The 22,330-nt window shown below is 66.7% G+C and carries 21 protein-coding genes; 19 read left to right on the top strand and 2 right to left on the bottom strand.

Annotated elements, in window-relative coordinates:
• The first annotated feature begins 105 nt into the window (after nucleotides 1-105).
• A complete protein-coding gene (locus AAK988_RS00395; protein WP_369880258.1) occupies nucleotides 106-450 on the top strand; it encodes a restriction endonuclease subunit S domain-containing protein in 345 nt (114 codons plus the stop codon).
• Here the strand turns inward: AAK988_RS00395 and AAK988_RS00390 are convergent.
• The gene (locus tag AAK988_RS00390; RefSeq protein ID WP_369880257.1) at nucleotides 436-1,362 is read right to left on the bottom strand and encodes a site-specific integrase; all 927 of its coding nucleotides are present in this window, start codon (nucleotides 1,360-1,362) and stop codon (nucleotides 436-438) included. The two genes, AAK988_RS00395 and AAK988_RS00390, sit on opposite strands and share 15 nt — an antisense overlap.
• A gap of 209 nt (nucleotides 1,363-1,571) precedes the next feature.
• Here AAK988_RS00390 and AAK988_RS00385 point away from each other — a divergent pair, with 209 nt between their 5' ends.
• The 16 genes from AAK988_RS00385 to AAK988_RS00310 all read left to right on the top strand — a co-directional run bounded on the left by AAK988_RS00385 (nucleotide 1,572) and on the right by AAK988_RS00310 (nucleotide 17,653).
• Nucleotides 1,572-3,137 (top strand): 5-bromo-4-chloroindolyl phosphate hydrolysis family protein, encoded by a 1,566-nt coding sequence (locus tag AAK988_RS00385; protein WP_369873355.1) that lies wholly within the window; start codon nucleotides 1,572-1,574, stop codon nucleotides 3,135-3,137.
• A 106-nt stretch (nucleotides 3,138-3,243) separates the two neighbouring features.
• The gene (locus tag AAK988_RS00380) at nucleotides 3,244-4,392 is read left to right on the top strand and encodes a toxic anion resistance protein (RefSeq protein WP_160324573.1); all 1,149 of its coding nucleotides are present in this window, start codon (nucleotides 3,244-3,246) and stop codon (nucleotides 4,390-4,392) included.
• A gap of 2 nt (nucleotides 4,393-4,394) precedes the next feature.
• Nucleotides 4,395-4,823, top strand: coding sequence for a Holliday junction resolvase RuvX (ruvX, locus tag AAK988_RS00375; RefSeq protein ID WP_242370309.1), 429 nt, complete (start codon nucleotides 4,395-4,397; stop codon nucleotides 4,821-4,823).
• A 45-nt stretch (nucleotides 4,824-4,868) separates the two neighbouring features.
• On the top strand, nucleotides 4,869-6,062 hold the full coding sequence (gene mltG, locus AAK988_RS00370; protein WP_369873356.1) for an endolytic transglycosylase MltG: 1,194 nt from the start codon (nucleotides 4,869-4,871) through the stop codon (nucleotides 6,060-6,062).
• A gap of 30 nt (nucleotides 6,063-6,092) precedes the next feature.
• Nucleotides 6,093-6,671: a YqeG family HAD IIIA-type phosphatase gene (locus AAK988_RS00365; protein ID WP_369873357.1), complete on the top strand. Its 579-nt coding sequence runs from the start codon at nucleotides 6,093-6,095 to the stop codon at nucleotides 6,669-6,671.
• A gap of 19 nt (nucleotides 6,672-6,690) precedes the next feature.
• Nucleotides 6,691-7,617, top strand: coding sequence for a shikimate dehydrogenase family protein (locus AAK988_RS00360; protein WP_304596825.1), 927 nt, complete (start codon nucleotides 6,691-6,693; stop codon nucleotides 7,615-7,617).
• A 129-nt stretch (nucleotides 7,618-7,746) separates the two neighbouring features.
• On the top strand, nucleotides 7,747-9,186 hold the full coding sequence (gene asnS / locus AAK988_RS00355; protein WP_369880256.1) for an asparagine--tRNA ligase: 1,440 nt from the start codon (nucleotides 7,747-7,749) through the stop codon (nucleotides 9,184-9,186).
• A gap of 125 nt (nucleotides 9,187-9,311) precedes the next feature.
• Nucleotides 9,312-10,478: a chorismate synthase gene (gene aroC, locus AAK988_RS00350; RefSeq protein ID WP_369873359.1), complete on the top strand. Its 1,167-nt coding sequence runs from the start codon at nucleotides 9,312-9,314 to the stop codon at nucleotides 10,476-10,478.
• Between the two features lies 1 nt (nucleotide 10,479).
• Nucleotides 10,480-11,067, top strand: coding sequence for a shikimate kinase (locus AAK988_RS00345; RefSeq protein WP_369873360.1), 588 nt, complete (start codon nucleotides 10,480-10,482; stop codon nucleotides 11,065-11,067).
• Nucleotides 11,049-12,173: a 3-dehydroquinate synthase gene (gene aroB / locus AAK988_RS00340; protein WP_369873361.1), complete on the top strand. Its 1,125-nt coding sequence runs from the start codon at nucleotides 11,049-11,051 to the stop codon at nucleotides 12,171-12,173. The genes AAK988_RS00345 and aroB overlap by 19 nt, the downstream gene beginning before the upstream one ends.
• Nucleotides 12,174-12,212: 39 nt before the next feature.
• Nucleotides 12,213-12,656, top strand: a complete 444-nt coding sequence (gene aroQ / locus AAK988_RS00335) for a type II 3-dehydroquinate dehydratase (protein ID WP_016308320.1) — start codon at nucleotides 12,213-12,215, stop codon at nucleotides 12,654-12,656.
• A gap of 239 nt (nucleotides 12,657-12,895) precedes the next feature.
• Complete coding sequence (locus tag AAK988_RS00330) at nucleotides 12,896-13,975, top strand: M24 family metallopeptidase (RefSeq protein ID WP_369873412.1); 1,080 nt, start codon at nucleotides 12,896-12,898, stop codon at nucleotides 13,973-13,975.
• A gap of 3 nt (nucleotides 13,976-13,978) precedes the next feature.
• Nucleotides 13,979-14,704 carry a response regulator transcription factor gene (locus AAK988_RS00325; protein WP_369873362.1) on the top strand — a complete coding sequence of 242 codons (726 nt, stop codon included), beginning with the start codon at nucleotides 13,979-13,981 and terminating at the stop codon, nucleotides 14,702-14,704.
• A gap of 244 nt (nucleotides 14,705-14,948) precedes the next feature.
• Nucleotides 14,949-15,896, top strand: coding sequence for an ABC transporter ATP-binding protein (locus AAK988_RS00320; protein WP_369873363.1), 948 nt, complete (start codon nucleotides 14,949-14,951; stop codon nucleotides 15,894-15,896).
• Nucleotides 15,889-16,737 carry an ABC transporter permease gene (locus tag AAK988_RS00315; RefSeq protein WP_369873364.1) on the top strand — a complete coding sequence of 283 codons (849 nt, stop codon included), beginning with the start codon at nucleotides 15,889-15,891 and terminating at the stop codon, nucleotides 16,735-16,737. Before AAK988_RS00320 ends, AAK988_RS00315 begins: the two co-directional genes overlap by 8 nt.
• A 28-nt stretch (nucleotides 16,738-16,765) precedes the next feature.
• Nucleotides 16,766-17,653, top strand: coding sequence for a sensor histidine kinase (locus AAK988_RS00310; protein WP_369873365.1), 888 nt, complete (start codon nucleotides 16,766-16,768; stop codon nucleotides 17,651-17,653).
• 108 nt (nucleotides 17,654-17,761) lie between these two features.
• On the opposite strand, the gene AAK988_RS00305 is transcribed toward AAK988_RS00310, so the two are convergent.
• A complete protein-coding gene (locus AAK988_RS00305; protein WP_304596833.1) occupies nucleotides 17,762-19,405 on the bottom strand; it encodes an FAD-dependent oxidoreductase in 1,644 nt (547 codons plus the stop codon).
• Nucleotides 19,406-19,551: 146 nt separating this feature from the next.
• On the opposite strand from AAK988_RS00305, the gene AAK988_RS00300 reads away from it, so the two are divergent.
• Both AAK988_RS00300 and AAK988_RS00295 read left to right on the top strand, forming a co-directional pair.
• Nucleotides 19,552-21,093, top strand: coding sequence for a response regulator transcription factor (locus AAK988_RS00300; RefSeq protein ID WP_369873366.1), 1,542 nt, complete (start codon nucleotides 19,552-19,554; stop codon nucleotides 21,091-21,093).
• Between the two features lie 287 nt (nucleotides 21,094-21,380).
• On the top strand, nucleotides 21,381-22,307 hold the full coding sequence (locus AAK988_RS00295) for a YczE/YyaS/YitT family protein (protein WP_369873367.1): 927 nt from the start codon (nucleotides 21,381-21,383) through the stop codon (nucleotides 22,305-22,307).
• The last annotated feature ends 23 nt before the right edge of the window (nucleotides 22,308-22,330 follow it).

The following is a 22,330-nucleotide window of genomic DNA, read 5'->3' as shown; positions in this document are numbered from 1 at the left end:
CTCTCGGTTAGTGTTGCGAACGGAATATATCCTGCGTCGGATTCCGACAGGGAGATAAATCCCGGTGCGAGTCTTGTCAACTATAAGGTGGTGCGCAAGGGGGACGTGGTATACAACAGCATGAGAATGTGGCAAGGCGCCGTAGACTCGAGTCTGCATGATGGCATTGTTAGCCCAGCTTACGTTGTGGCAAGACCGGTTTCGATGACTGCCTCTCGCTTTTTCGCAAGGTTGCTCAAGCGTCCCAACCTGCTCTGTCAATATCAGCGACGATCTCAAGGAAATTCGAAAGATACTCAGGTTCTTAAATTTGAGGAATTTGCAGAAATCGAAGTCAGCGTACCTCTCTTTCGAAAAGAGCAGGAGGCGATAGGCTCTCTTGCGGATGCTCTCGACTCGCTCATCACCCTTCATCAGCGTGAGCGTTTCGCCGATCTAGATGAGACTTGAAATGGAGCGCATTACAAGGTCGACATCCTGGTTCTCAAGTTCTTGGATGATGTGCAGGTAGGTTTTTTGCGTCGTGTTCATGCTGGCATGCCCCAGTCGCTTGGCAACGCTTGCGATGGATACGCCGGCGAACAGCAGGAGCGACGCGTGCGTATGGCGCAGGCCGTGCACGGATATCACGGGTATTTCCGCATGCCTGCAGTGGCGCTCTAGCACGTCATTGGCAGTCGAGTTGTAGACCTTCCCGTTCACGAAGATGGGCTCATCGGGGGGAAGCGACTTGGTGAGTTCCGAAAACTGAATGACGAGCTGCCAATCGAGTTGCACCTTGCGAACTGACGAACGGTTTTTCGTGGGCACGAAGCCGCCTCCGCTCTTATAGTCCCAGGTTTTGCTCACCGACACCACCCGCCTTCCGAATTCGAAGTCGGCGGGGGTGAGCGCGATGGCCTCCGAGAACCGCAGCCCTGTTTTGGCGATGAGCAGGATAAGCCAATCCCACGAGATGTCCGTCCCGAGGTTAAGATCGTTGAGCAGGCGGTGGAGTTCAAACTGGTTCAGGTATTTCTGCTTCTTGGCGCGTGGGGTCTTGCCCTTGATGATGGCCTTTCGTGTCGGGTCTCTGTCGACAAGGCCCTCGTCCACGGCGTCGAGGACGGCGCCTTTAAGTTGGTGGTGGAAATCCATCGTGGTTTGCCGCTCGTGGCTTTGGGCGTAGTCGTTGAGAAGCTGCTGGTAGGTGATTCGGTTGAGCTCTGCCAGGGTGAGCAGAGGGATGAGCTTTTGCAGCCATGCGCAGGTGAGGTGGTATTTGCTGAGTGTCACATCGCGCACGGCGCCCTCCTTGTACATGGCAACCCATTGTCGACAGTAATCGCAGAAGGTGTGCTGGGGTGTCATCGCGTTGATCATGGCCTTCTCCTATCTTCGTTTCGGGGTTCGTTTGGATTGCTCACGCTGACGAAGGTTTTACGAGCATAGGCGAAGGGGGCATGGACGCGCAATGGCTTCGGGCTTGCTGATTGCGTGGGATGCGGGCCTGCCGCAGCGGGCGCGTGGTATGATGGCGGCGAAATTACGGAAGGCGCCTGCGACGGCGCCGCGCACGATGAGGATGGACGATGGCAGCGTATAGTACGGGAGGCCCCGGGCCCCAGCAGCCCCACCACAGCCAGGGGAGGCCCGCGGCCGAACCTCAGCAACCGGGGCCCGACGCCATCTACGAGGTGCCCTGGGACGACCCTGCCCCCGCGGGGCAGCCGGGCGGCCAAGCCGAGTCCCGGTCTGGCGCAGGTTCGGCATTCGCGCCCGGCACCAGCCCGGTGCCCGGCATGTCACCCAAAGATTTCGAGCGCCTGTGCCACTCGGTGGACAAGGCGTTCTCCCAGTTCGCCAAGGCGGTGGAGAAGGGTGCCGGTGAGGTGGCCGAAGCCCTGGGATCGAAACCCGAGGACAATCTGAAAGCCTACGAGGAGATAGCCCGCAAGCGCCAGGCAAAGGCCCGCAAGCGCCAGGCCAAGCGGGAGCGCAAGGCGGCCGAGGCCCAGTACCGCGCCGCCCAGGCCCGGGCAGCCGCCCAGGCCCAGGCAGCCGCCCAGGCCCAAGCTGCCCAAGCCCAGGCTCGGCCTCCGGCCAACGGCGGCTGGGGCATCCCCGTCGCTTCCGCTCCCGCGCCGGCCTACCCCGGCCCCACGGCCCTTGCCAAGGGGCGGTTCCGCTCGTCCGGCGGCCTGACGGCGTCCGGCGTCATCATGACGGCCATCGGCGGCGCGTGCACCTTCGCCTTCGGCATTTTTACAGCTGTGGGCATCGTTGCGGGGCTCGCCACGGGTCCTGTCGGCGTGGTGACGGCGGTGCTGTTCGGCACGCTCACGGCGGCCGGGGCGGCGCTGCTGGCCGGAGGCATCGATCGCTTGCGCACGGCCTCGCAGCTCAAGTCGTTCCGGCGCATCTTCGGCGACCGCGAGGCCTGCACCTTCGACGACATTGCCGCCCGCGCCCTGATCAGCCGGCCCAAGGCCCTGGCCCGGGCCCGCAAGCTGATCAGACGCGGGCTCATTCCCCAGGGGCGCATCGACCATGAGGCCACCACCCTCATGGTGACCGAGAACGCATACCGCCAGTACTGCACGTTGCAGCAGCATCAGCGCCAGATCGCCGAGAGCCAGCGGGCTGCCGAGGAGGCCCGGGTCGCTGAGGCGGCCGCGCGCCAGAGTCGCGAGCGCGACCTGAGCGACCGTCTCACGCCGGAGCAGCGCGCCTTCGTTGCGACAGGCCGGGACTACCTGGGCCAGCTGCGCCGCCTGGACGAGTCCATCGACGATGCGGCCGTGAGCGAGCGCATCGTGGCCATCGAAGAGGTGGTGGGCCGCATCCTCGCCCGAGCCGAAGGGGAGCCCTCTGTCATCGCCGGCCTCGATCGCTTGACCGCCTACTACCTTCCCACGACGGTGAAGCTGCTGGCCGCCTACGATAACCTGGAAGAGCAGCCGGTGCAGGGCGAGAACATCGCCGCCTCGCGCCGCGAGATCGAGCATACCCTGGGAGTGCTCCACAGCGCCTTCGAGAAGCTCTTGGACGACACCTACCAGGATCTGTCCCTCGATGTGTCTGCCGATATCGCCGTGCTCCAGACCATGCTGGCCCAGGAGGGGCTGGTAGATGGCCCCTTCGATGTGAAACCGTAAGCCGATGACGGGCTGTGCCCGGAAGCGAAACACCCCCGAAAGGCGGTCTTTCCCCATAAGGCCGCCTCACGCTAACGACGTTGTTGAACCTTTGGAAGGAACTTTTATGAACGACGAGCTGACGAACCTCACGAACATTCCCGCTCCCACCCTCACGCTGGACCCGGTGGTCGAGGACACCACCGTCAAGGCGTCCATCATCGAGGTGGAGGCCCCGCCCGCCCCCTCTCTCGCCGATTCGCTCTCAGCCGAGGAGCTGGCCCAGGTGGACGCCTTCGCCCAGCAGATCGATATCGCCAACTCCCAGCAGGTGCTCACCTTCGGCTCCGGCGCCCAGAAGAAGATGGCCGACTTCTCCGAGACGGCCCTCGAACGTGTGCGCACCCAGGATCTGGGCGAGGCCGGCGATCTCATCGCCGGGGTGGTGACCGAGCTGAAGAGCTTCGATGCCGATGAGGAGAGCAAGGGGCTGTTCGGCCTGTTCAAGCGCCAGGCAAACAAGATCATGGCCCTGAAGGCCCGCTACGACAGCGCCGAGGCCAATGTGGACAAGATCGCCCGGGCCCTGGAGGCCCACCAGGTGACCCTCATGAAGGACGCCGCCACCATGGACAAGCTCTACGAGCTGAACCTCACCTACTTCAAGGAGCTGACCATGTACCTCTTGGCCGGCCGCCAGCGTCTGGCCGAGGTGCGCGAGGGCGAGCTGGCCGCGCTGGCCGCCAAGGCCCAGGCCTCGGCCTCCACCGAGGATGCCGAGGCGGTGCAGAAGCTGTCGGCGGCCTGCAACCGCTTCGAGAAGAAGCTCTCCGACCTGGATCTGTCCCGCACCGTGGCCATGCAGATGGCCCCGCAGATCCGTCTCGTGCAGAACAACGAGATGCTCATGATCGAGAAGATCCAGACGACGCTCGTGAACACCATCCCCCTGTGGAAGAGCCAGATGCTTCTGGCCTTAGGGCTGGCCAACAACGAGGCGGCGCTTAAGGCCCAGTCCGCCGTCACCGACATGACCAACGAGCTTCTGCGCAAGAATGCCGAGAAATTGAAGCAGTCTACGGTGGAGGTGGCCCGCGAGTCCGAGCGGGGCATCGTGGATATCGAGACCTTGAAGGCCACCAACGAGAACCTCATCCAGACCTTCGACGAGGTGATGAAGATTCAGGCCGAGGGCCGCGCCAAGCGCGCCGAGGCCGAGGTGGAGATGCGCCGCATGGAAGCGGAGCTGCGCCAGAAGCTGCTGGAGGTGCGCTAACCGTGCGCGTCATGGCGCTCGATATCGGGGAAGTGCGCGTGGGGGTGGCCGTGAGCGATCCCGGCGAGCGGGTGGCGAGCCCCGTGTGCGTGCTGCCGGCCGCCGAGGTGGCGGGCGCGGCCAAGCCCTTCCGGCGCCTGCTGGAAGATTGGGAGCCGGAGCTGCTCGTCTGCGGGCTGCCCCGCACCTTGGCCGGCGAGGAAGGCCCCCAGGCGGCCCGCATCCGCAAGGCCGCCGCCGCTATCAGCGATGCCTGCGGCATTCCCCATGTTTTCGCAGATGAGCGTCTGAGCTCGGCCGAGGCCAAGCGGAGTTTGCGTGAAAAGGGCCTAAGCGAGCGCGCGATGCGCGGAAAAGTGGATATGATAGCCGCGAGTTTGTTTCTGCAATCGTGGCTCGACGAGCGTGCTCGCGCCGAGGGGAGGCGCTGAGCCGCCAAGCGCTTCCGGTCGGGCTGAGGAGAGAAAGGCTGTTCTGTGGCCCTTCACAAGAAGACGGTAACCTATTCCTCCCGACCCACCCATGCGGCTCGCGCGGCCCATGCCAAGGGCGATCGGGAGTTCCGCACCTACGACACGAGCGCCATCATGCCCAAGCGCGATCCGAAGCCGGTCATCTTCCTCGGGGTGTTCGCGCTCATCGTGCTCGCCGCAGTATGCTTCTTCGCCTTCAAGGCCTGCTCGGGCACTGAGCTCTTGCAGCCCGGCGAGACCGTGGAGGTGACGATCGCGGAAGGGGAGAGCGCCACTTCCATCGGCGATGCCCTGGCTGCGGCGCGCCTCATCGGCAGCGCCCAGGAGTTCACGAACGAGGTGACGCGTCTGGATGCCGCCGCCGCGCTCATTCCCGGCACCTACACCTTCGAGGGCGGCAGCACTCCCGAGGCGCTGGTGCGGGCCATTATGGCCGGGCCGGCCACCGTGGGCGATACGCTCGCCGTGCCCGAGGACATCACCCGCGCCGAGCTGTCCGATCTGGTGGCCAGTGCCACGGGCGGTCGCATTGCGGCCGAGGCCTTCCTGGCCGCCTCCGAGAACGCGAGCGCCTATGTCGCCGACTATCCCTTCCTGGAGAGCGCTGGGGAGAACTCTCTCGAGGGCTTCCTGTTCCCCAAGACCTACGCCGTGACCGAGGACGCGGACGCCGAGGCCGTGGTGCGCATGATGCTCGACCAGTTCGGCACCGAGACCGCCGCCATCTTCGGCGACTTCGCCAACAGTTATCCGGCGAGCCAGGGGTTGTCCCTTTACGAAGCGGTGAACCTGGCCTCCATCGTGGCCAAGGAGTCCACGGGCGATCAGGAGGTGCGCGATCATGTGGCCGGCGTGTTCTACAATCGCCTCTCCTCCGACCGCCCCTATCTGGAATCCGATGCCACCACGGCCTACGAGGTGGGCCGCGAGCCCACGGCCGAGGAGGTGCACGCCGAGACGCCCTACGGCACCTACGCGAACCCGGGGCTGCCGCCGACCCCCATCTGCTCCCCGGGCATCGAGAGCCTTGTGGCCGTGTGCGAGCCGACGGATACCGAGGATATGTTCTTCTACTTCTATGCCGATGCCGACGGCAACATGCAGGCCGTCTTCAGCCAGACCTACGAGCAGCACCAGCAGGCCATCGCCGACAACTCCGGTACCTCCGCCGGCGACGGCGAGGCCGAGGCCGCCTAGGTCCTGGGCCCCGCCGGTGCGGATGTGCCCATGGCGCTGCTGACCCCCGACCGCTACTTCTCGCGCATCACCGCCATCGATATCGAGGCCGACTTGCTCGGCCGCGGATATCGGGCGGTGCTGCTCGATATCGACAACACCATTCGGGCTCGGGATACGCATCAGGTGCCCCGTGATGTGGGCCTGTGGCTCGGCCGCGCCCGCACGGCCGGGGTGGATTTCTGCCTCGTGTCCAACAACTGGCACAGCGACGTGTACCAATTCGCCGGCGAGCTTGAACTGCCCATCGTGGCCAAGGCTATGAAGCCCGTGCCCGCGGCCTTCATGGTGGCCCTGCGGAAGCTGAAGGCGCCGCGGAGCGAGGCGGTGGTGGTGGGCGATCAGCTGGCCACCGATGTGCTCGGCGCCCATTTGGCCGGCCTTCCCGCCTATATGCTGCAGCCTCTGGTGGAGCAGGATCTGCCCCATACGCTGCTGCTGCGCAATGCGGAGCGGGTCATTCTGGGAGACCGCAAGCCGGAGCCGGCCGTGCATATGCGCCAAGCCGGCGACGAACTGGCCGCCTCCTGTGCTCCAGCTGGTGCGGGTTCTCCCTCATCGTCGGAATAGGAGTGAAAGGAGCGCGGCTGTGACCGAGCATCTCTATATTTTGGGGCATCCCATTGCCCATTCGAAGTCGCCCGTCATGTACAACGCCGTCTACGAGCGGGCAGGGCTGCCCTGGCACTACGGCGCGGCCGATCTGGCGACCCGGGCCGAGGCCGAGGCCTTCTTGGCGGCCCGCGACTTTCTGTCCATCAACATCACGACCCCCTATAAGCCCGAGGCCTTCGCCGCCGCCGATGTGAGGGCCGCCTCGGCGAGCCTTGCCCATGGGGCCAACGTGCTCGTGAACAAGGCCGGCGCGCTCATCGCCTACAACACCGACGGCCAGGGCTGCGTGGCCTATCTGGAGGGGGCCGGCGTCTCCTTCGCGGGGAAATCCGTGGTCGTCTGCGGTACGGGCCCCACGGCGCTGTCCATCCTGCACGCCGTGGCCCAGGCCGGTCCGGCCGACGTGCTGCTGCTCGGCCGCGACAAGGAGCGGGCCCATCGGGTCATGCGCACCTACGCCGACGAGCTGGGGGCCATGATTGGCCGCACTGTGGACATGCCGGCTTTCAAAGAGGGGCATCTCAGCTTCGCCGAGGTGTACAGGCAGGTGGATTTCCGCTTCGGCAGCTACGACACCTCGCGCCAGGCCATCGCCGGTGCCGACATCATCATCGACGCCACGCCCCTAGGCATGAACGAGGGCGATGGCGCCCCCTTTGATGTGGCCCTGCTCCGCGCGGACCAGACGGTGTTCGACGTGGTGTACGGCCACGGTGAGACGGCCCTGGCCGCGGCGGCCCGCGCTACGGGGTGCACCTTCTTCGACGGAGCAGGCATGCTGGTGGGCCAGGCGGTGGTAACGGTGGGCATCCTGCGCGACATCACCGAGACGGCCGCCCTCGATATTCCCGAGGACGAGTTGTTCGCCATCATGGCCGATGCCGCGGGGTTCGATCTGTAGGGGCACCGACGCGCCCATGGGCCGTGGGGTTGGGTCTGCAAGATTGCCTATCGGGCCATAGGCGAGCGCGGCCCGTCCTGCTATCATAGCCGCAACGGAAAATACGCTCTGTCGAAAGGTTGCGCCCCTATGAACCGCATCAAGATTGCTCAACTCTACGCCGACGCCGGCGCCTTCGAGGGGAAGGCCGTCACGGTGGCCGGATGGGTCAAATCGGTCCGCGATATGAAGAACTTCGGCTTCGTCACCTTGAACGACGGCAGCTGCTTCAGGGACCTGCAAGTGGTCATGGACCGCTCCAGCCTGGAGAACTACGACGAGATCGCCCATCAGAACGTGGCGGCGGCGCTCGTGGCGGAGGGCACGCTGAAGCTCACGCCCGATGCCCCGCAGCCCTTCGAGCTGGCGGCCGCTTCCATTCGCGTGGAAGGGCCCTCGGCGCCGGACTACCCGCTGCAGAAGAAACGGGCCACGGTGGAGTTTCTGCGCACCCAGCAGCACCTGCGCCCGCGCACGAATCTGTTCCGTGCAGTGTTCCGCATCCGCTCGGTGGCCGCCGGCTCCATCCACCGCTTCTTCCAGGACCGCGGCTTCATCTACGTGCACACGCCCATCATCACCGCGAGCGACTGCGAGGGCGCTGGCGAGATGTTCCGCGTGACCACCATCGATCCGGCCTGCCCGCCGCTCGTGAGTGCCGAGGCGGCCGCGGCCAGCGAGGGCGCCCTGACGGCCGGCGAAGTGGATTGGAGCGCCGACTTCTTCGGCAAGCCCGCGTCGCTCACCGTGTCCGGCCAGCTGAACGCCGAGAACTTCGCCATGGCCTTCGGCGACGTGTACACCTTCGGCCCCACCTTCCGGGCCGAGAACTCCAACACCGCTCGCCACGCCGCCGAGTTCTGGATGGTGGAGCCCGAGATCGCCTTCGCCGATCTGGAAGACAATATGGAGCTGGCTGAGGCCATGCTGAAGTACGTCATCACCGATGTGATGGAGCGCTGCCCCGATGAGCTGGCCATGCTGAACAAGTTCGTGGACAAGGGGCTCATCGAGCGCCTGACCCACGTGGCCGCCTCCGACTTCGCCCGCGTCACCTACACCGAGGCCGTGGACATCCTGCTGGCCGCCCAGGCCGCCGGCCGCGCCTTCGAGTACCCCGTGGAGTGGGGCATCGACCTGCAGACCGAGCACGAGCGCTATCTCACCGAGGAGCACTTCGGCTGCCCCACCTTCGTGACCGACTACCCGGCCGCCATCAAGGCCTTCTACATGCGCCTGAACGACGACGGCCGCACCGTGGCCGCCATGGACTGCCTCGTGCCGGGCATCGGCGAGATCGTGGGCGGGTCCCAGCGCGAGGAGCGCCTGGAGGTGCTCGAGCGCCGCATCGCCGAGCTGGATATGGAGGCGGAGGAGTACCGTGCCTATCTGGACCTGCGCCGCTTCGGCACCTGCTCCCATGCGGGCTTCGGCCTGGGCTTCGAGCGCTTGGTGATGTATCTGACCGGCGTGAGCAACATCCGCGACGTCATTCCGCACCCCCGTACCGTGGGCAACGCCGAGTTCTAGGGTTCGCGCCGCTTCCTTTCCGCACTTTACCGTCCCGAAACGGCTCGGTGCCTGCCAGTGCGCTACAATGGGTGCCGATCTGCCTCGGGCGCCCTATCTGTGCGCCCTGCGAGAAAGCTGTATCTATGGAATACATCACAGCCGGGGAAAGCCACGGGCCGAATCTCACGGCCATCGTGACGGGCGTGCCGGCGGGCCTGCCGGTGTCCGTCGACCATATCAACACCGATCTGGCCCGCCGCCAGGCCGGTTACGGCCGGGGCGGCCGCATGGCCATCGAGAAGGACACGGTGACGGTGACGAGCGGCATCCGCTTCGGGCGCACCATCGGCAGCCCCATTGCGCTGACCGTGGCCAACCGCGATTGGGAGAACTGGACCGGCCGCATGGCCGCCTTCGGGAGCGCTCCGGGCGATTTGGTGCGGGAGGTGACGCCCCGGCCGGGCCATGCCGATCTGGTGGGAGCCCTGCGCACCAACACCGACGACTGCCGCAACATCCTTGAGCGGGCCAGCGCCCGGGAGACGGCGGCCCGAGTGGCCGCCGCCGGCATTGCCCGGGAGTTTCTGGCCGAGCTCGGCGTGGACGTGATGAGCTACGTGGTCTCCGTGGGCGATGTGGCCATGGCCCCCGAGACCATGGCCGATGCCGCCGAGCACAAGCCCCTCGATATCGAGCTGTCGGAGATGCGCTGCCCCGACAAGAAGGCCACTGCCGCCATGAAGCGGGCCATCGACAAGGCGAAGGACGCCGGCGAGAGCCTGGGGGGCACCTTCCGCATCGTGGCCACCGGCCTCGTGCCGGGCCTGGGCACCTATGCCACGGGCGTCGACCGGCTGACCTCCCACATTGGGGCGGCCCTGTTCTCCATTCCGGCCATCAAGGGCGTGGAATTCGGCCTCGGCTTCGAGGCGGCGCGCCGGCCCGGCAGCCAGGTGCACGATCCCATCCGGCTGGAGGGCTGCGACTTCATCCGCACCTCGAACAACGCCGGCGGCCTGGAGGGCGGCATGACGAGCGGCATGCCCCTCATCGTGACGGCGGCCATGAAGCCCATTCCCACCCTCATGCAGCCCCTGGAGACCGTGAACCTGGACACCCTGGACGTGGAGGAGGCCTCCAAGGAGCGCTCGGACGTGTGCGCCGTGCCCGCGGCGGCCGTGGTGGCCGAGGGAGAGGTGGCCTTCGCCCTGGCCAACGCCTATCTCGAGGCCTTCGGCTGCACCTGCATGGCCGACATCAAGGCCTCCATCAAGGCCTACAAGCAGCGCCTGCGCACCATGGGGCGCTAGGGTGGAGCGGAAGAAGGCGCGCCCGGCTCCCGTGGCGGCTCCGGCCGAGTCGCCGCTCGCCCTGCGCTGCCCGGTGTTCTTCGTGGGCTTCATGGGGGCGGGCAAGACCTCGGTGGCCCGGCGCCTCGCCCGCACCTGCAAGGTGGCCTCGGTGGACATGGACACCTACATCGAGCGCCGCGAGGGCAAGAAGGTGAGGGAGATTTTCGCCGCCGTGGGCGAGGAGGGCTTCCGCGCCGTGGAGACCGAGGTGCTCCGGGAGCTCGGGGCCGCCGATCCTATGCTCGTGTCCTGCGGGGGCGGCGTGGTGGTGACCCCTGCCAACCACGAGGTGTTCCGCGAAGCCGGCTTCGTGGTGTATCTGGAAGTGACCGCCGATGAGGCCGCGAGCCGCATCAGCGACACCTCCACACGGCCCCTGTTCCAGAATTTGGAAGCGGCCCGGGCCCGCTGCGAGGAGCGCCTGCCCCTCTACGCCGCCGTGGCCGATGCGACGGTGAGCACCGCGGGCAAGTCGGTGCCGGCCATCGCCCGAGAAGTTCAGCGCATCTTGGAAAAGGAGGGCGTCCTGTGCCCGCAACGAAGATAGTCGTCAACATTCCCGGCGAGGTTCCCTACGACGTGCGCATCGGCGCCGCCGTGCTGGAAGGGCTCGGGTCCTCGCTCAAGAAGCTGCCCGCCGTGGCCGGCGCCCCCCGGCTGCTCGTCATCACCGACACCAACGTGGGGCCGCTGTACTTGGCCGCGGCCAAGGCGTCGCTCAAGGCGGCCGGCTTCGCCGTGAGCGACATCACCGTGCCGGCCGGCGAGGAGGCCAAGTCGCTGGCCGTGGCCGGGGAGGTGTGGAACGCCATGGCGACTTTGGGCCTCACGCGCGACTGCGCCGTGGTGGCCCTCGGCGGCGGTGTCGTGGGCGACCTGGCCGGATTTGCCGCCTCCACCTACATGCGCGGCATTCCCTTCGTGCAGGTACCCACCACGCTTCTGGCCATGGTGGATTCTTCAGTGGGGGGCAAGACCGGCGTGAACCTGGAAGCGGGGAAGAACCTCGTGGGCACGTTCAAGCAGCCGGCCTACGTGGGCGCCTGCACGACGGTGCTCGCCACCCTGGACGCGCGCGAGTGGGCCTGCGGCTGCGCCGAGATCGCCAAGGCGGCCGTCATCGATTCCGACGAGTTCTTCTTCTGGATGATGGACCACGCCCCGGCCCTGGCCGAGCGGGACACGGTGACCGTCACCGAGGCCATCGCGCGGTCGGTGGTGTTCAAGGCCAACGTGGTGGCCGAGGACAAGACCGAGAGCCGCGGGGTGCGGGAGTGCCTGAACTACGGCCACACCCTGGGTCATGCCGTGGAGGCCCTGGCCGGGTATGGCACCTTCTCCCACGGGGCCGCCGTGGCCGAGGGCATGCGCTTCGCGGCGCGTCTCGGCGCCGCGATCGTGGGCACCTCCGAGGAGCTCATCGCGGCCCAGGACGAGCTGCTGGATGCCCTGGGGCTGCCGGCCCTGGCCTGGTCGGCTCCGGCCGAGGAGATGCTTGCCGCCATGAGGCGCGACAAGAAGACCCGCGGCGGCCAGGTGCGCTTCGTGCTGCCCCGCGACATCGGCGACTGGGAGCTCGTGTCCGTGCCCGACGAGGCGCTGTTGGAGCAGCTGCGGGCATGGGAGGCGTCGAAGGACGGCGCGGCTTCCTAGGCGCTTGGCGGCGGCAAATCTGCGAGAAAGGCTGGTTTCGTGAAGAAAATCCTACTTGTGAACGGGCCGAACCTGAATATGCTCGGTGTGCGCGACCCGGCCATCTACGGGTCGGACACCCTGGCTGCCATCGAGGCCATGGTAGTGGCCTACGGTGCCGAGCACGGCGCCCAAGTGGACTGCTTCCAGTCGAATCACGAGGGGGCCCTGGTGGACAAGCTGCACGAGGCCCACGGGCGCTACGACGGTATCGTGTACAATCCCGGCGCCCACACCCACTATTCCTACGCGCTCCACGATGCCGTGGAGTGCATCGATGTGCCCGTGGTGGAGATCCACATCTCGGACATCAGCCAGCGCGAGGAGTTCCGCCGCACCTCGGTTATAGCCCCGGCCTGCGTGGCCCAGGTGAAGGGCTTGGGGAAGGAAGGCTATCTGCGCGCGCTCGATATACTGTTGGAAGAGACGCCTGCCGAAGGCTGAGGATTCGAAAGGCCTCTCGTTCGGTCGGCGCCGAGACGGGGGCATTCGTGCTCAAACAGTCCTCGCTTGGTGGAAATGCCCACTGGGCATTTCCAGTCGCTGCGGAACTCCGCGCGAACGCCCCCGTCCCGCCCCCAACCTGCCCGCACTCGGTCGAGAAAGGAAGACTCATGACCGTCTTCGACGAACTGCACAACCCGGTAGCCTGCGAGTGGCATATCGGCCAGCTGCTGCGCGCCATGAATCAGCTGCGCGACGGGCGTCCCTCTCCCATGGTGGTACGCGATACCTCGAACATCCGCTGGCTCACCGCCTTCGACGGGGTCTTCGACGACGAGGACGCCCATGCCCTGTATGTGGCCCCCGACCGCGTGGTGCTGCATACCGATTCCCGCTATGCCAAGGCCTGCGAGCAGGCGGCCCGGCGCACGCCCATCCGGGTGGACGACACGCGCGAGAGCCACGCGAGCTTCGTGGCGCGCCAGTGGAACGGCTCGTGGCTCCACGGCATGCCCGGGGCCGAGCTGCAGATCGAGGACACGGTGACCCTGGCCGAGTACCGCGCCCTGCAGAAGGCCTTCCCGGCCGATTTTCCCATGGGCGAGACCGACGGGGTGGTGCGCCGTCTGCGCTCGGTGAAGGAGCGCTACGAGGTGGCCCGCATGCGCGGGGCCCAAACCATCACCGATGCCGCCTTCTCCCACATCGTGGAGTTCATGCGGCCGGGTATGACGGAGCGCGAGGTGCAGCTGGAGCTGGACGAGTTCATGCTGCGCCACGGAGCCGAGGGCCTGGCCTTCTCCACCATCGCGGCCACGGGCGAGAGCGCCGCGAACCCCCATGCGGTGCCGGGCGCGACGATGCTCGAGGCCGGTCAGTGCGTGGTGCTCGACTTCGGGGCGAAGTCCTACGGCTACTGCTCGGATATGACGCGCACGGTGTTCCTCGGCGAGCCCGAGGGGCAGATGCGCGAGGCGTGGAACGCGGTGCGGGCCGCCAACGAGGCCGTGGAGGCCATGCTCGCCCCAGGCGTGACGGGCAGACAGGCCCACGAGCGGGCCGAGGCGATTCTGGCTGAGGGCGGCTTCGCCGGGGCCATGGGCCACGGGCTCGGCCACGGCGTGGGCCTCGACATCCACGAGGAGCCGGTGCTCTCGCCGCGCAACCCCGAGCCCCTCGTGGAGGGCAACGTGGTCACGGTGGAGCCGGGCATCTACCTGCCGGGCAAGTTCGGCATGCGCCTGGAGGACTTCGGCGTGGTGACCGACGACGGCTTCGAGGTGTTCACCAAGTCCACCCACGAGATGGTGGTCATCTAGCCGGTGCTTGAGGGCGCGCGCATACTGGTAGTGGAGGACGATGCGGCCATCAACCGCGTCGTCTGCTCCTATTTGGGGAAGATGGGCGCGATGTGCACGGCGGCCTTCTCCGGCACCGAGGGCCTCATGCACCTCGCGGGCGGCGAAGACTTCCATCTGGTGATTACCGACCTCATGCTGCCCGGGGCGAGCGGGGAAGAGGTGCTGGCCGCAGCGCGGGCGGCCGCGGTGCCGGTGGTAGTGCTGTCGGCTCGGGCCGCTGTGGCCGATCGGGTGGACTTGCTGCGTCTCGGTGCCGACGACTACCTGGTGAAGCCCTTCGACCTGGAAGAGCTGCTTGCCCGCTGCGAGGCCGTGTTGCGCCGCAGCGCGGGCTTTGGGAGGGCTGGCGACATTCGGGGCGCCGGTGCCGGGCAGGAGGCGGATGTCGCTCCGCTGTGCTTCGGGGCCTGGGAGCTGGATGAGACCGCCCGCGCCTTCACAGCGGCCGGCATGCCGGTGCGCCTCACGCGCACGGAGTTCGAGATCGTGCGCACGCTGATGGCCGCGCCGCGCCGGGTGCACACCAAACGCGCGCTGTCGATCGCCGCATGCGGCGATGCGGCGGCCCTGGAGGACAAGACCGTAGCCACCCATATCGGCAACATTCGTGCCAAGCTACGCGCCACCGGCACCGATGACTACGTGGAGACCGTCTGGGGCGTCGGCTTCAAGCTGCGCGAGTTGTGATGTGGGAAAACGTCGAATATTTGCCAAATCAAAATAGCTATGATGATCAGGCAATACGTACTATAGGCGCAGGTCGTGGCCCTGGCAAGAAATCAACGTTTTCCAACAGGCGGTCGCGAGGGCGCCGCCGTGAGGGCCGCGCAGAGCCGCTGTCCTTGTCCCTTTCTTGGAACTTCTTGGGAAGTTTCTGAAAACGGTCGCCCTAAGATGGAGGGGAATCGGTATCCGAGAGAAAGGGGCGCCCATGGAGGCGTTGCGTTGCGAGCACTTGACCCGGGCGTTCCGGGGCAGGTGCGTGGTGGACGATGTGTCGCTGGCGCTGGAGCCCGGCGATATCTACGGGCTCGTGGGGCGCAACGGGGCTGGCAAGTCCACGTTGCTGAAGGTGCTCGCGGGTTATCTGGCTCCGACGGCTGGCACCGTGGCCGTGGGCGGTGAGGTGCTTGGGCCGTGCCAGACGAGCGCGCATCTGGGTTGCCTCATCGAGCACCCCGCTGTGAACCCGGGGCTCACGGGGTTTCAGAACGTGATGGTGCGGGCGCTGGCCCAGGGGCTTCCAAATCCGAAGGCCGAGGTGGCCGAGGTGATGGAGGCTGTGGGACTTGAGGCCGTGGCTGGGCATGTCGCCAGGGGCTATTCTCTCGGCATGAAGCAGCGCCTCGGATTGGCGCTCGCTCTTATCGGACGGCCGGACGTGCTGCTTTTGGACGAGCCGTTCAACGGTCTCGACCCCGAGGGGGTGCGCCAGGTTCGGTGCCTGCTGGCCGACCTCGCCTTGCAGCGAGGGTGCGCCGTGCTCGTGAGCTCGCACGTGCTCGACCAGCTGGAGCGTCTGGTCACCCGCTACGGCGTGCTGCGCGAGGGGCGCCTGGTGGCCCAGATGACCGCGCAGGAGGTGGAGGAGGCCTGCACCGACTATCTATGCGTGGAAACGCCGGAGGCGCCCCGGGCTTTGGCAGTGCTTGCGGGAGCGTTCCCGGATGCGGTCTTTACGGTGATGCCCGACGATGCCATCCGCGTAGTCGGTCCCGAAGCCGAAACGGTGGGCCGCGCTCTGCTTGAGGTCGAGGTGCCCGTAAGCGGGCTGTACCTTCATGCCCGCGACAGAGAAGACTACTTCGTGGAACTCATGGGCGACGGCACTGGTGCAGTGCGTGGCGCGGCTGGGAAAGGGGGTGGCAGCGATGCTTAATCTGCTGCGAGCTCAGTGGTACTCCTTGGCGTGTAACCGGATGTTCTGGGGGTTTCTCGTTCTGTTTGCGGTCATTATGGTGTGGGATATGGTGTCCCTGGGGCAGAACTACTATGGGCAAGAAGGCTTCCGCAACATTCCGCCCATCTACTACGAAGGCGTGACGGTGACACTCGACCCCGAGGGTTATTTGGGGGAAGGCGGGGTGGTGTATTTCCTCGTTTTGCTCGCGCTCGTGTTCGTGGCGGTGTTCTTCGCCGAGGAGTTTCGCGCGGGAACGTGCCGATCGCTGATGGCGGGGCCGTCTTCCCGGCGGGACTTCGCGTTGGCATTGGCGGTGACGGTGGCGCTGCTGACCATGCTGTTCGTGCTCGTCGGTCTGGTGGCGGTTTACGCGGTCATTCCCCGCTTTCCCCTTCTGGATGTGGGCCTGCCGACTGGGCGTACCTTGCGTTGGGCGCTGCAGTTGGTGCTGATCGTGGAGGTGTACGGGTTGCTGACGGTGGCCGTGGCGGCGGCGACGAAGCGGCCCGCGCCCACCGTAGCGGCGATGCTGCTTCTGGCCACTGGCCAGGTGGAGGTGCTGCTGACGAACCTGTATGTGATTGCGACCCAGCTGGGGGCGGTTGCCGGGTTGCCCGAGCTGCCCGCAGCGACGGACGTGTCATCGGCGTTCTTCGAGACGGCGGCCATGGTGCCCACGTGGTTGCCGGCTGCCCAGCTGCAGTGGATGATGGGCGAGGGCTGCACGCCGATGGCTGGCGATATCGCATCGGTGGCGTTGCTGGCCGCCGGTGCTTTGGGTGTCGTTGTGCTGGTGACACGCCGGCGGGCGCTTTGAGGGTGATGGGCTGCGGAAAGGAGTTGCGATGATCTGGCTCGGAGTTCTGTGCGTTCTGCTCGCTGCGGCGCTTGTGGTCTACGTGACGGCTACGGAGCGACAGATGCGCGGCTTGTCGGCGTCGCTGGCCCAGCGTTCCCGCGAGGGGCAGCGCCTGCGGCTGGCCTTTCCCACAGCTGGCGCCCGGGCGTTGGCCCGCGAGGCCAACGGGCTTATCGACGAGGCCGACGACGTCCGGCGCCAAGCCGTCGAGGAGCGGCGCGTGCTACAGGAGAACCTGGCCTCGTTCTCCCACGACGTGCGCACGCCGCTTGCGGGCGCCCAGGGCTTTCTGCAGCTGTACGCCGTGGCTGACGACGACGTCGAACGCGACGAGTGCGTGGCGGCCGCCGTCGAGCGCCTGGGCGCCATGCGCGTTTTGGTGGACGCCCTCTTCGAGTATGCCAAGGCCGACGACGGTTCCCGCGAGCTTGCACGGGAGCCGGTGGATGTGGCCGCTGTGGCATCCGACGTGCTGGCGACGCTGTACCCCGCTTTCGCCGAGCGCGGGTGGCGGCCGGAGGTGTCGCTGGCGGAGGATGCGGTGATTGAGGCCGACGGCGAGGCGGTGCGCCGCATCGTGGAGAATCTCCTCGCGAACTGTTTGCGCCACGGGAGCGCCGCCCCGACCGTCGAGCTGCGCGCGACCGGGTCCGAGGCGACTGGTTTCGCCCTCGTGATCTCCAATGCCGCTGCGGGTCTTGGCACCTTGGACGAAGGCCGTCTCGGCGAGCGCTTCTATCGCGGCGATGCCTCGCGCCGCGCTGGCGGCAGCGGCCTCGGGCTGGCCACAGCGTGCAGCTTGGCCGATGCCATGGGGCTGCGCCTGCTCCTGTCCATCGAGAGCGGGCATTTCACTGTAACGCTCTCGTCTTGAGGAGGGGCGCTGCCCCCTTGGCGGCGACGGCCCTTTTGGGGTCTGCAAGGGCGTGCGCCCCCATCAGGGGGCGCACGAGGGGGGAGGGCTTATAGGGTGGCGCGGGCCTTAGGCCTCCAAGCCGGCGAGGCGACGACCGACCAGATAGCCGAAGGTCAGACAGCGTCCGTGGCTGATGGCGCTCATGTGGTGCGGATAGGTGCCGTTGAACATGCTGCCGGAGGCGTTGCCGAGAGCGTAGAGCCCCTCGATGGGCGCGCCTGCTCCCGTCAGTACGCGGGAGTCGGCATCGGTGCGCAGGCCGTTCACGGTCACGAGGCAGCAACCGCTCTCCTCGATGGCATAGTACGGCCCCTCCTCGAGGGGAATGAGGTCGCCCGGCTTCTTCCCGAAATCGGCATCCTCTCCACTTGCGCACAGCTCGTTGTAGCGGGCCACGGTCTGGGCGAGGTTGGCGGCATCGATGCCGCACTTCTCGGCCAGCTCGTCCAAGGTCGGCGCCTCCACGAGGACGTCCTTGATGGAGTCGTACATGTCCTCGGGCGTCCAGGGGGCGCCGCCTTTGGCCTTCTCGAGGGATGAGAGTATGTCGGTACCCGAGAGCAGCACGAAGTCGTGGGCGCCCGGCTGGTACATGATGGCATTGCTCATGTACTCGAAGGAGAGGTTCTCGTTCACGAAGCGCTCGCCGTTCTCATTCACGCGCAGGAAGGCGAGCATGGCTCCGTTCGCGCGGTTGCCCGTCTTGGCGCCGGCGGGGTCGTTCATGAGGATGTGGGGCCAGTCGTCCTCGGCGGCACCTGCGGCAAGCCCCATGAGGATGCCGTCGCCTGTGTTGGTGACCGTCGGGTTGATCCAGGCGTACACCGCCAGATCGCGCGGGCGGATGCGCTGGGTGAGCATGTCCCAGTTGAACTCGTAGCCGCCCGTGGCGAGCACGACGCCCTTCGCGGCCTCGATCTTGATGATGCCGTCCTCTCCCTTCGCGTAGACGCCCGTCGCCTTTCCATCCTGGACGGCCAGCTGCACGGCCGGCGTGTTGTAGTGAATGTCGGTGCCGTGACCCTCGGCGATGCCGAGGAGCGCCTCCACGAACGAGGCGATGCCCTTCTCGATGCGCACGCCCGAGCCCCAGGTGGTAACGCCGCAGAACTCGGCGTTACCCGCTTTGGCCGTGAAAGCGCCGCAGGCATCGCCGACGGTGTCCATGGCCCAGTCCAGTGCTTCGCCCGAGCGCTCGCACCAGCGCTCCCAGACGGAGCGGTCGCAGCGGAAGTGGGCGGTGGAGAGGCCGTCGTTCATGAAGTCGAGGGCGCTCAGCACGATATTCGCCTCCGCATGGGCCCGGTCGCCGAAGGCCGCGACCTCTGTGCCCCGGGCGGCGAAGGTCGCCCCCTTTTCCAAGAGCACCACCGACAGGCCGCTCTCGCTTGCGGAAGCGGCGGCGGCCACGCCCGACATGCCCGCTCCGCAGACGGCGACATCGCAGGTAATGGTCTCGACGACGTCCTCGTCTGCGATGGGATCGGCGATGTAGGCCACCTCGGCCCCGCTCGGCGGGAAGAATTCCAGGTTGTCGACATTGGGGATGGTCGTCTCGCCCGCGCCGTCGGCGGCCGTGCTTGCGAGCGCGGACTCCGTGGCGGCGGGGACGCTGGGCGTCTGCGGCGCGCAGGCAACCAGCGATGCGGCGGTTGCGGCTCCCAGTGCCCCCAGCCCGATGAATCCGCGACGTGAAAGGTTCTTCTCCATGGTGCCCTCCTCAAGGTAGGTTTCTCCGTCAGGCAGCCGAGGGCTTCTGCGCTATACTTGCGATTTGCATCTTTCGCACGGCATCTGCTCCCGGCCGCCGCGCCCGTTGCACCGGGCATGGATGAGGCTAAGGGAATGGAGGGACCATGTCATCTGACCAAACGGCCAAACATGGCTTGGGCCGTGTCTGCCAAAAAGTAGGACACGGCTTATCGCTTATTTTCTCGGATAAAACGTCGGTTATCTATATTTTCGGCCTCGCTGCCTTCTATACGTGGAACCTGGTTGACATCTTTGCCCCGCCGCTTGTGGGCTCGGGCGGAGGGCCGGCCGTCGAGGTGTCCACCATCGTCTCGTCGGCCTGCAACGTGGGGAGCTATATCGCCATCGCCGTACTGCTCTCCCGGTTCAGGTCTTTCTTCGCCCTGGCCCTCGCCGCCTCCGTGGGGGCCGCCGTCGTGGTGCTGGGGGCCTGGGGCTTGTGGTCGGCCGGCCTCGTCGATTCGCAGGCGGCCTCCCTTGCGTACAAGGGGGTGACGCGGGCGTGCGCGGCCTTTGTGATCGTTGCCTGGGGGATGCGCTTCAGCGAACTGGAAGGCTCGGCGCTCACCCAGCGGGCTCTGGCCGCTTTCTGCGTGGCGACGCTGGCCTTCCTCGTCATCGGCGCGACGCGCGGGTTCCTGCAGTGCGGGCTGTTCGCGCTGCTCTTGCCCCTCTCGATGGGTTTGTGTCCCCGCGACGCGGACGAGGACATCCCGCGGGAGGGTACCTCGCGCCTCCTGCGGGATGGGGCTTCGTCTGGTTGCGGGGATGATCTGCCCGCCGTGTCGGCGCGGCGCGCCGGGGTGCGCCGCTTCCTCTCGTCGGTCTGGCGTGTGCTGCTCGTCTTCATGCTGTTCGGCATCGTGACGTGGGTTATGATCCTCGGAGCCCAGGCGGGCTTATCGGCGGCTTTTCCCGGTTCCGTTGTCGCAGGCGCGTCTTTCCTCGTCATGGCCTGCCTGCTTGTCGCCTCTTGTGTTTTCAAGGGGATCATCTCGTATCGTTACGTGTATAAGTTGGTCTTGCCCCTCGTTATGGTGGGGCTGCTGCTCGTGGCCGCATTCGAAGGGTTTAGGGGTATGGGCGCGGCCGTCGTGTCGGTGGGGTTCACATGCTTCGACCTGTTCTGCTTCGTCATGGTGGCGACGGCCTGCCGCCAGAGCGGTGTGCGGGCAGGGGCGGCTTTCGGCTGGTACCGGGCTTTGGAGAGCTTCGTTCCCATGGTGGCCTTGGGGCTTATGGCGGCGCTCGGGCAGCTTGGCGCCCGGGGCGGCAATACGACCCTTTACGTCCTCGTGGCGGCGTGCGTTCTGGTCCTCGCGGTGGTGCTCGTGTTCGACCGGGGGAACATCTTGGAGCGCGGTCGGTTGAAGCCGGATGTCGTCTATCCCCGCGCCGAGGCGCTCTACTTCGCGCGCCAGTGCGAGGAGGCCATCCGCCGCTACGAGCTCTCGCCCCGCGAGGCGGAGGTGCTGAGCCTCGTAGTACGAGGGCGCAGCGTCCCCCATATTGCCGAGCGGCTCTATCTCTCGCGCGGCACGGTCAAAACCCATATCGCGCGTATTTACCAGAAGCTCGGGGTGAGGGACCGGCAGGAGATGATCGACCGCATTGAGTCTTTGGAGCTGCCCGCAGGCGAGCAGTAGCCCCCGCCCCGGCTCTCCTCTGCCGGGCCGCCCTTGTCCTTCGGCCCGCGAGGTCGGCCCTTGTCCGTGCCGCCCTTCGGCTGCCGTTCGTCGGCGGCGAGCGGCAGGGCGTCAACCGTCTGGCCTTCGCGTCGTTGTGCTCGCGTAATTGTGCGGGCTCTCGCGCGGCATCGTGCTTTATAACGGAAAGGGTAAGCGAAAGCCGCGATACCGGAAAGGACGGTGAGGACACGATGACGGAACGGAAGATCAATCGGGGGAGCGAGATTCGGACCAAGGGGAAATCCATGGGACGCGAGCGCTCCGGTTGCGCGACCGATCCGTCTGACAGACCCTCGCCCCGGGCTGCCCTCACGGCTTCCGGGCGCCCCGATGCCTCGTCGGCCCCATCGGGCTCCGGGGAGCCGATCGGCTCGCAAAGCCCTCGGCCGGCCGGTCCGGCCCCGAAGCATTCGACTCCGGGCTGTGCCAGTGCGCACGGCGGCGGCTCTCGGCGCTCCAATCTGCGCCCGGCGCTGTTCATGACCGGCCGCATCGCCCTCATGCTGGCGGGCATCGCGGTTATGGCCCTTGGCATCGATGTGGTCGTGAAGGCCGATCTGGGCAACTCGCCCATCTCCGCCACGCCCAACGTGCTCGCTCTCGGCTTTCCCGCCGTGAGCTTCGGCACGTTCATGCTGGGCTGGCAGTGCTTCCTCGTGCTCGTGCAGGTGGCCCTTCTTCGCCGGGAATTTCGGCTGGTGGATCTGTGGCAGATCCCCATCTCGGTGTTCTTCGGGCTGTGCATCGACTGGTTCATGGCGCTGCTGGGTGCAGCCGCACCGACCACCTACCTCGCCTCGTGGCTGTGGCTGGTCGTCGGCATGGCCGTGCTCGCTGCGGGCATCGTGATGACGGTGGTCTCGGGCACGGTCATGAACTGCGGCGAGGCTGTGGTGCAGGCCGTGGTGCGCAAGACCGGCGCCCGCTTCGGCACGGTGAAGGTGGGCTTCGACCTGGCCTGCGCGGCCTTGGCAGTGCTGTGCGCCCTGGTCTTCGTGGGACACCTCGCCGGCGTGCGGGAGGGCACCGTGGTCTGCGCGGCGCTGACCGGGGTGGTGGTGAACGGCTACATGGCTCTCTACGGCCGTGTGCGCCAGGGAGCGCGCCGGTGGCGAGCCGGATCTGGCTCGCGCGCCGACGAGGCGGCGGCGTCCCTGGTGGAGCAGAGCTAAGACCATATTTTCTTTGCGGAATG

The sequence above is a fragment of the Adlercreutzia muris genome (assembly GCF_041223505.1).
Taxonomy (GTDB): domain Bacteria; phylum Actinomycetota; class Coriobacteriia; order Coriobacteriales; family Eggerthellaceae; genus Adlercreutzia; species Adlercreutzia muris.
The sequence above is the reverse complement of the archived record's forward strand: the minus strand, read 5'-3'. Positions and strand labels throughout refer to the sequence as shown.

Excerpts from the sequence above, each read along its gene's own strand:
- asnS (WP_369880256.1), top strand. The coding sequence starts at position 7,747 with ATGAACCGCATCAAGATTGCTCAACTCTACGCCGACGCCGGCGCCTTC.
- AAK988_RS00390 (WP_369880257.1), bottom strand. The coding sequence starts at position 1,362 with ATGATCAACGCGATGACACCCCAGCACACCTTCTGCGATTACTGTCGA.
- AAK988_RS00365 (WP_369873357.1), top strand. The coding sequence starts at position 6,093 with ATGGCGCTGCTGACCCCCGACCGCTACTTCTCGCGCATCACCGCCATC.
- AAK988_RS00330 (WP_369873412.1), top strand. The coding sequence starts at position 12,896 with ATGAATCAGCTGCGCGACGGGCGTCCCTCTCCCATGGTGGTACGCGAT.
- aroC (WP_369873359.1), top strand. The coding sequence starts at position 9,312 with ATGGAATACATCACAGCCGGGGAAAGCCACGGGCCGAATCTCACGGCC.
- AAK988_RS00320 (WP_369873363.1), top strand. The coding sequence starts at position 14,949 with ATGGAGGCGTTGCGTTGCGAGCACTTGACCCGGGCGTTCCGGGGCAGG.
- AAK988_RS00305 (WP_304596833.1), bottom strand. The coding sequence starts at position 19,405 with ATGGAGAAGAACCTTTCACGTCGCGGATTCATCGGGCTGGGGGCACTG.
- AAK988_RS00315 (WP_369873364.1), top strand. The coding sequence starts at position 15,889 with ATGCTTAATCTGCTGCGAGCTCAGTGGTACTCCTTGGCGTGTAACCGG.
- AAK988_RS00310 (WP_369873365.1), top strand. The coding sequence starts at position 16,766 with ATGATCTGGCTCGGAGTTCTGTGCGTTCTGCTCGCTGCGGCGCTTGTG.
- AAK988_RS00380 (WP_160324573.1), top strand. The coding sequence starts at position 3,244 with ATGAACGACGAGCTGACGAACCTCACGAACATTCCCGCTCCCACCCTC.
- AAK988_RS00300 (WP_369873366.1), top strand. The coding sequence starts at position 19,552 with ATGTCATCTGACCAAACGGCCAAACATGGCTTGGGCCGTGTCTGCCAA.
- AAK988_RS00295 (WP_369873367.1), top strand. The coding sequence starts at position 21,381 with ATGGGACGCGAGCGCTCCGGTTGCGCGACCGATCCGTCTGACAGACCC.
- AAK988_RS00385 (WP_369873355.1), top strand. The coding sequence starts at position 1,572 with ATGGCAGCGTATAGTACGGGAGGCCCCGGGCCCCAGCAGCCCCACCAC.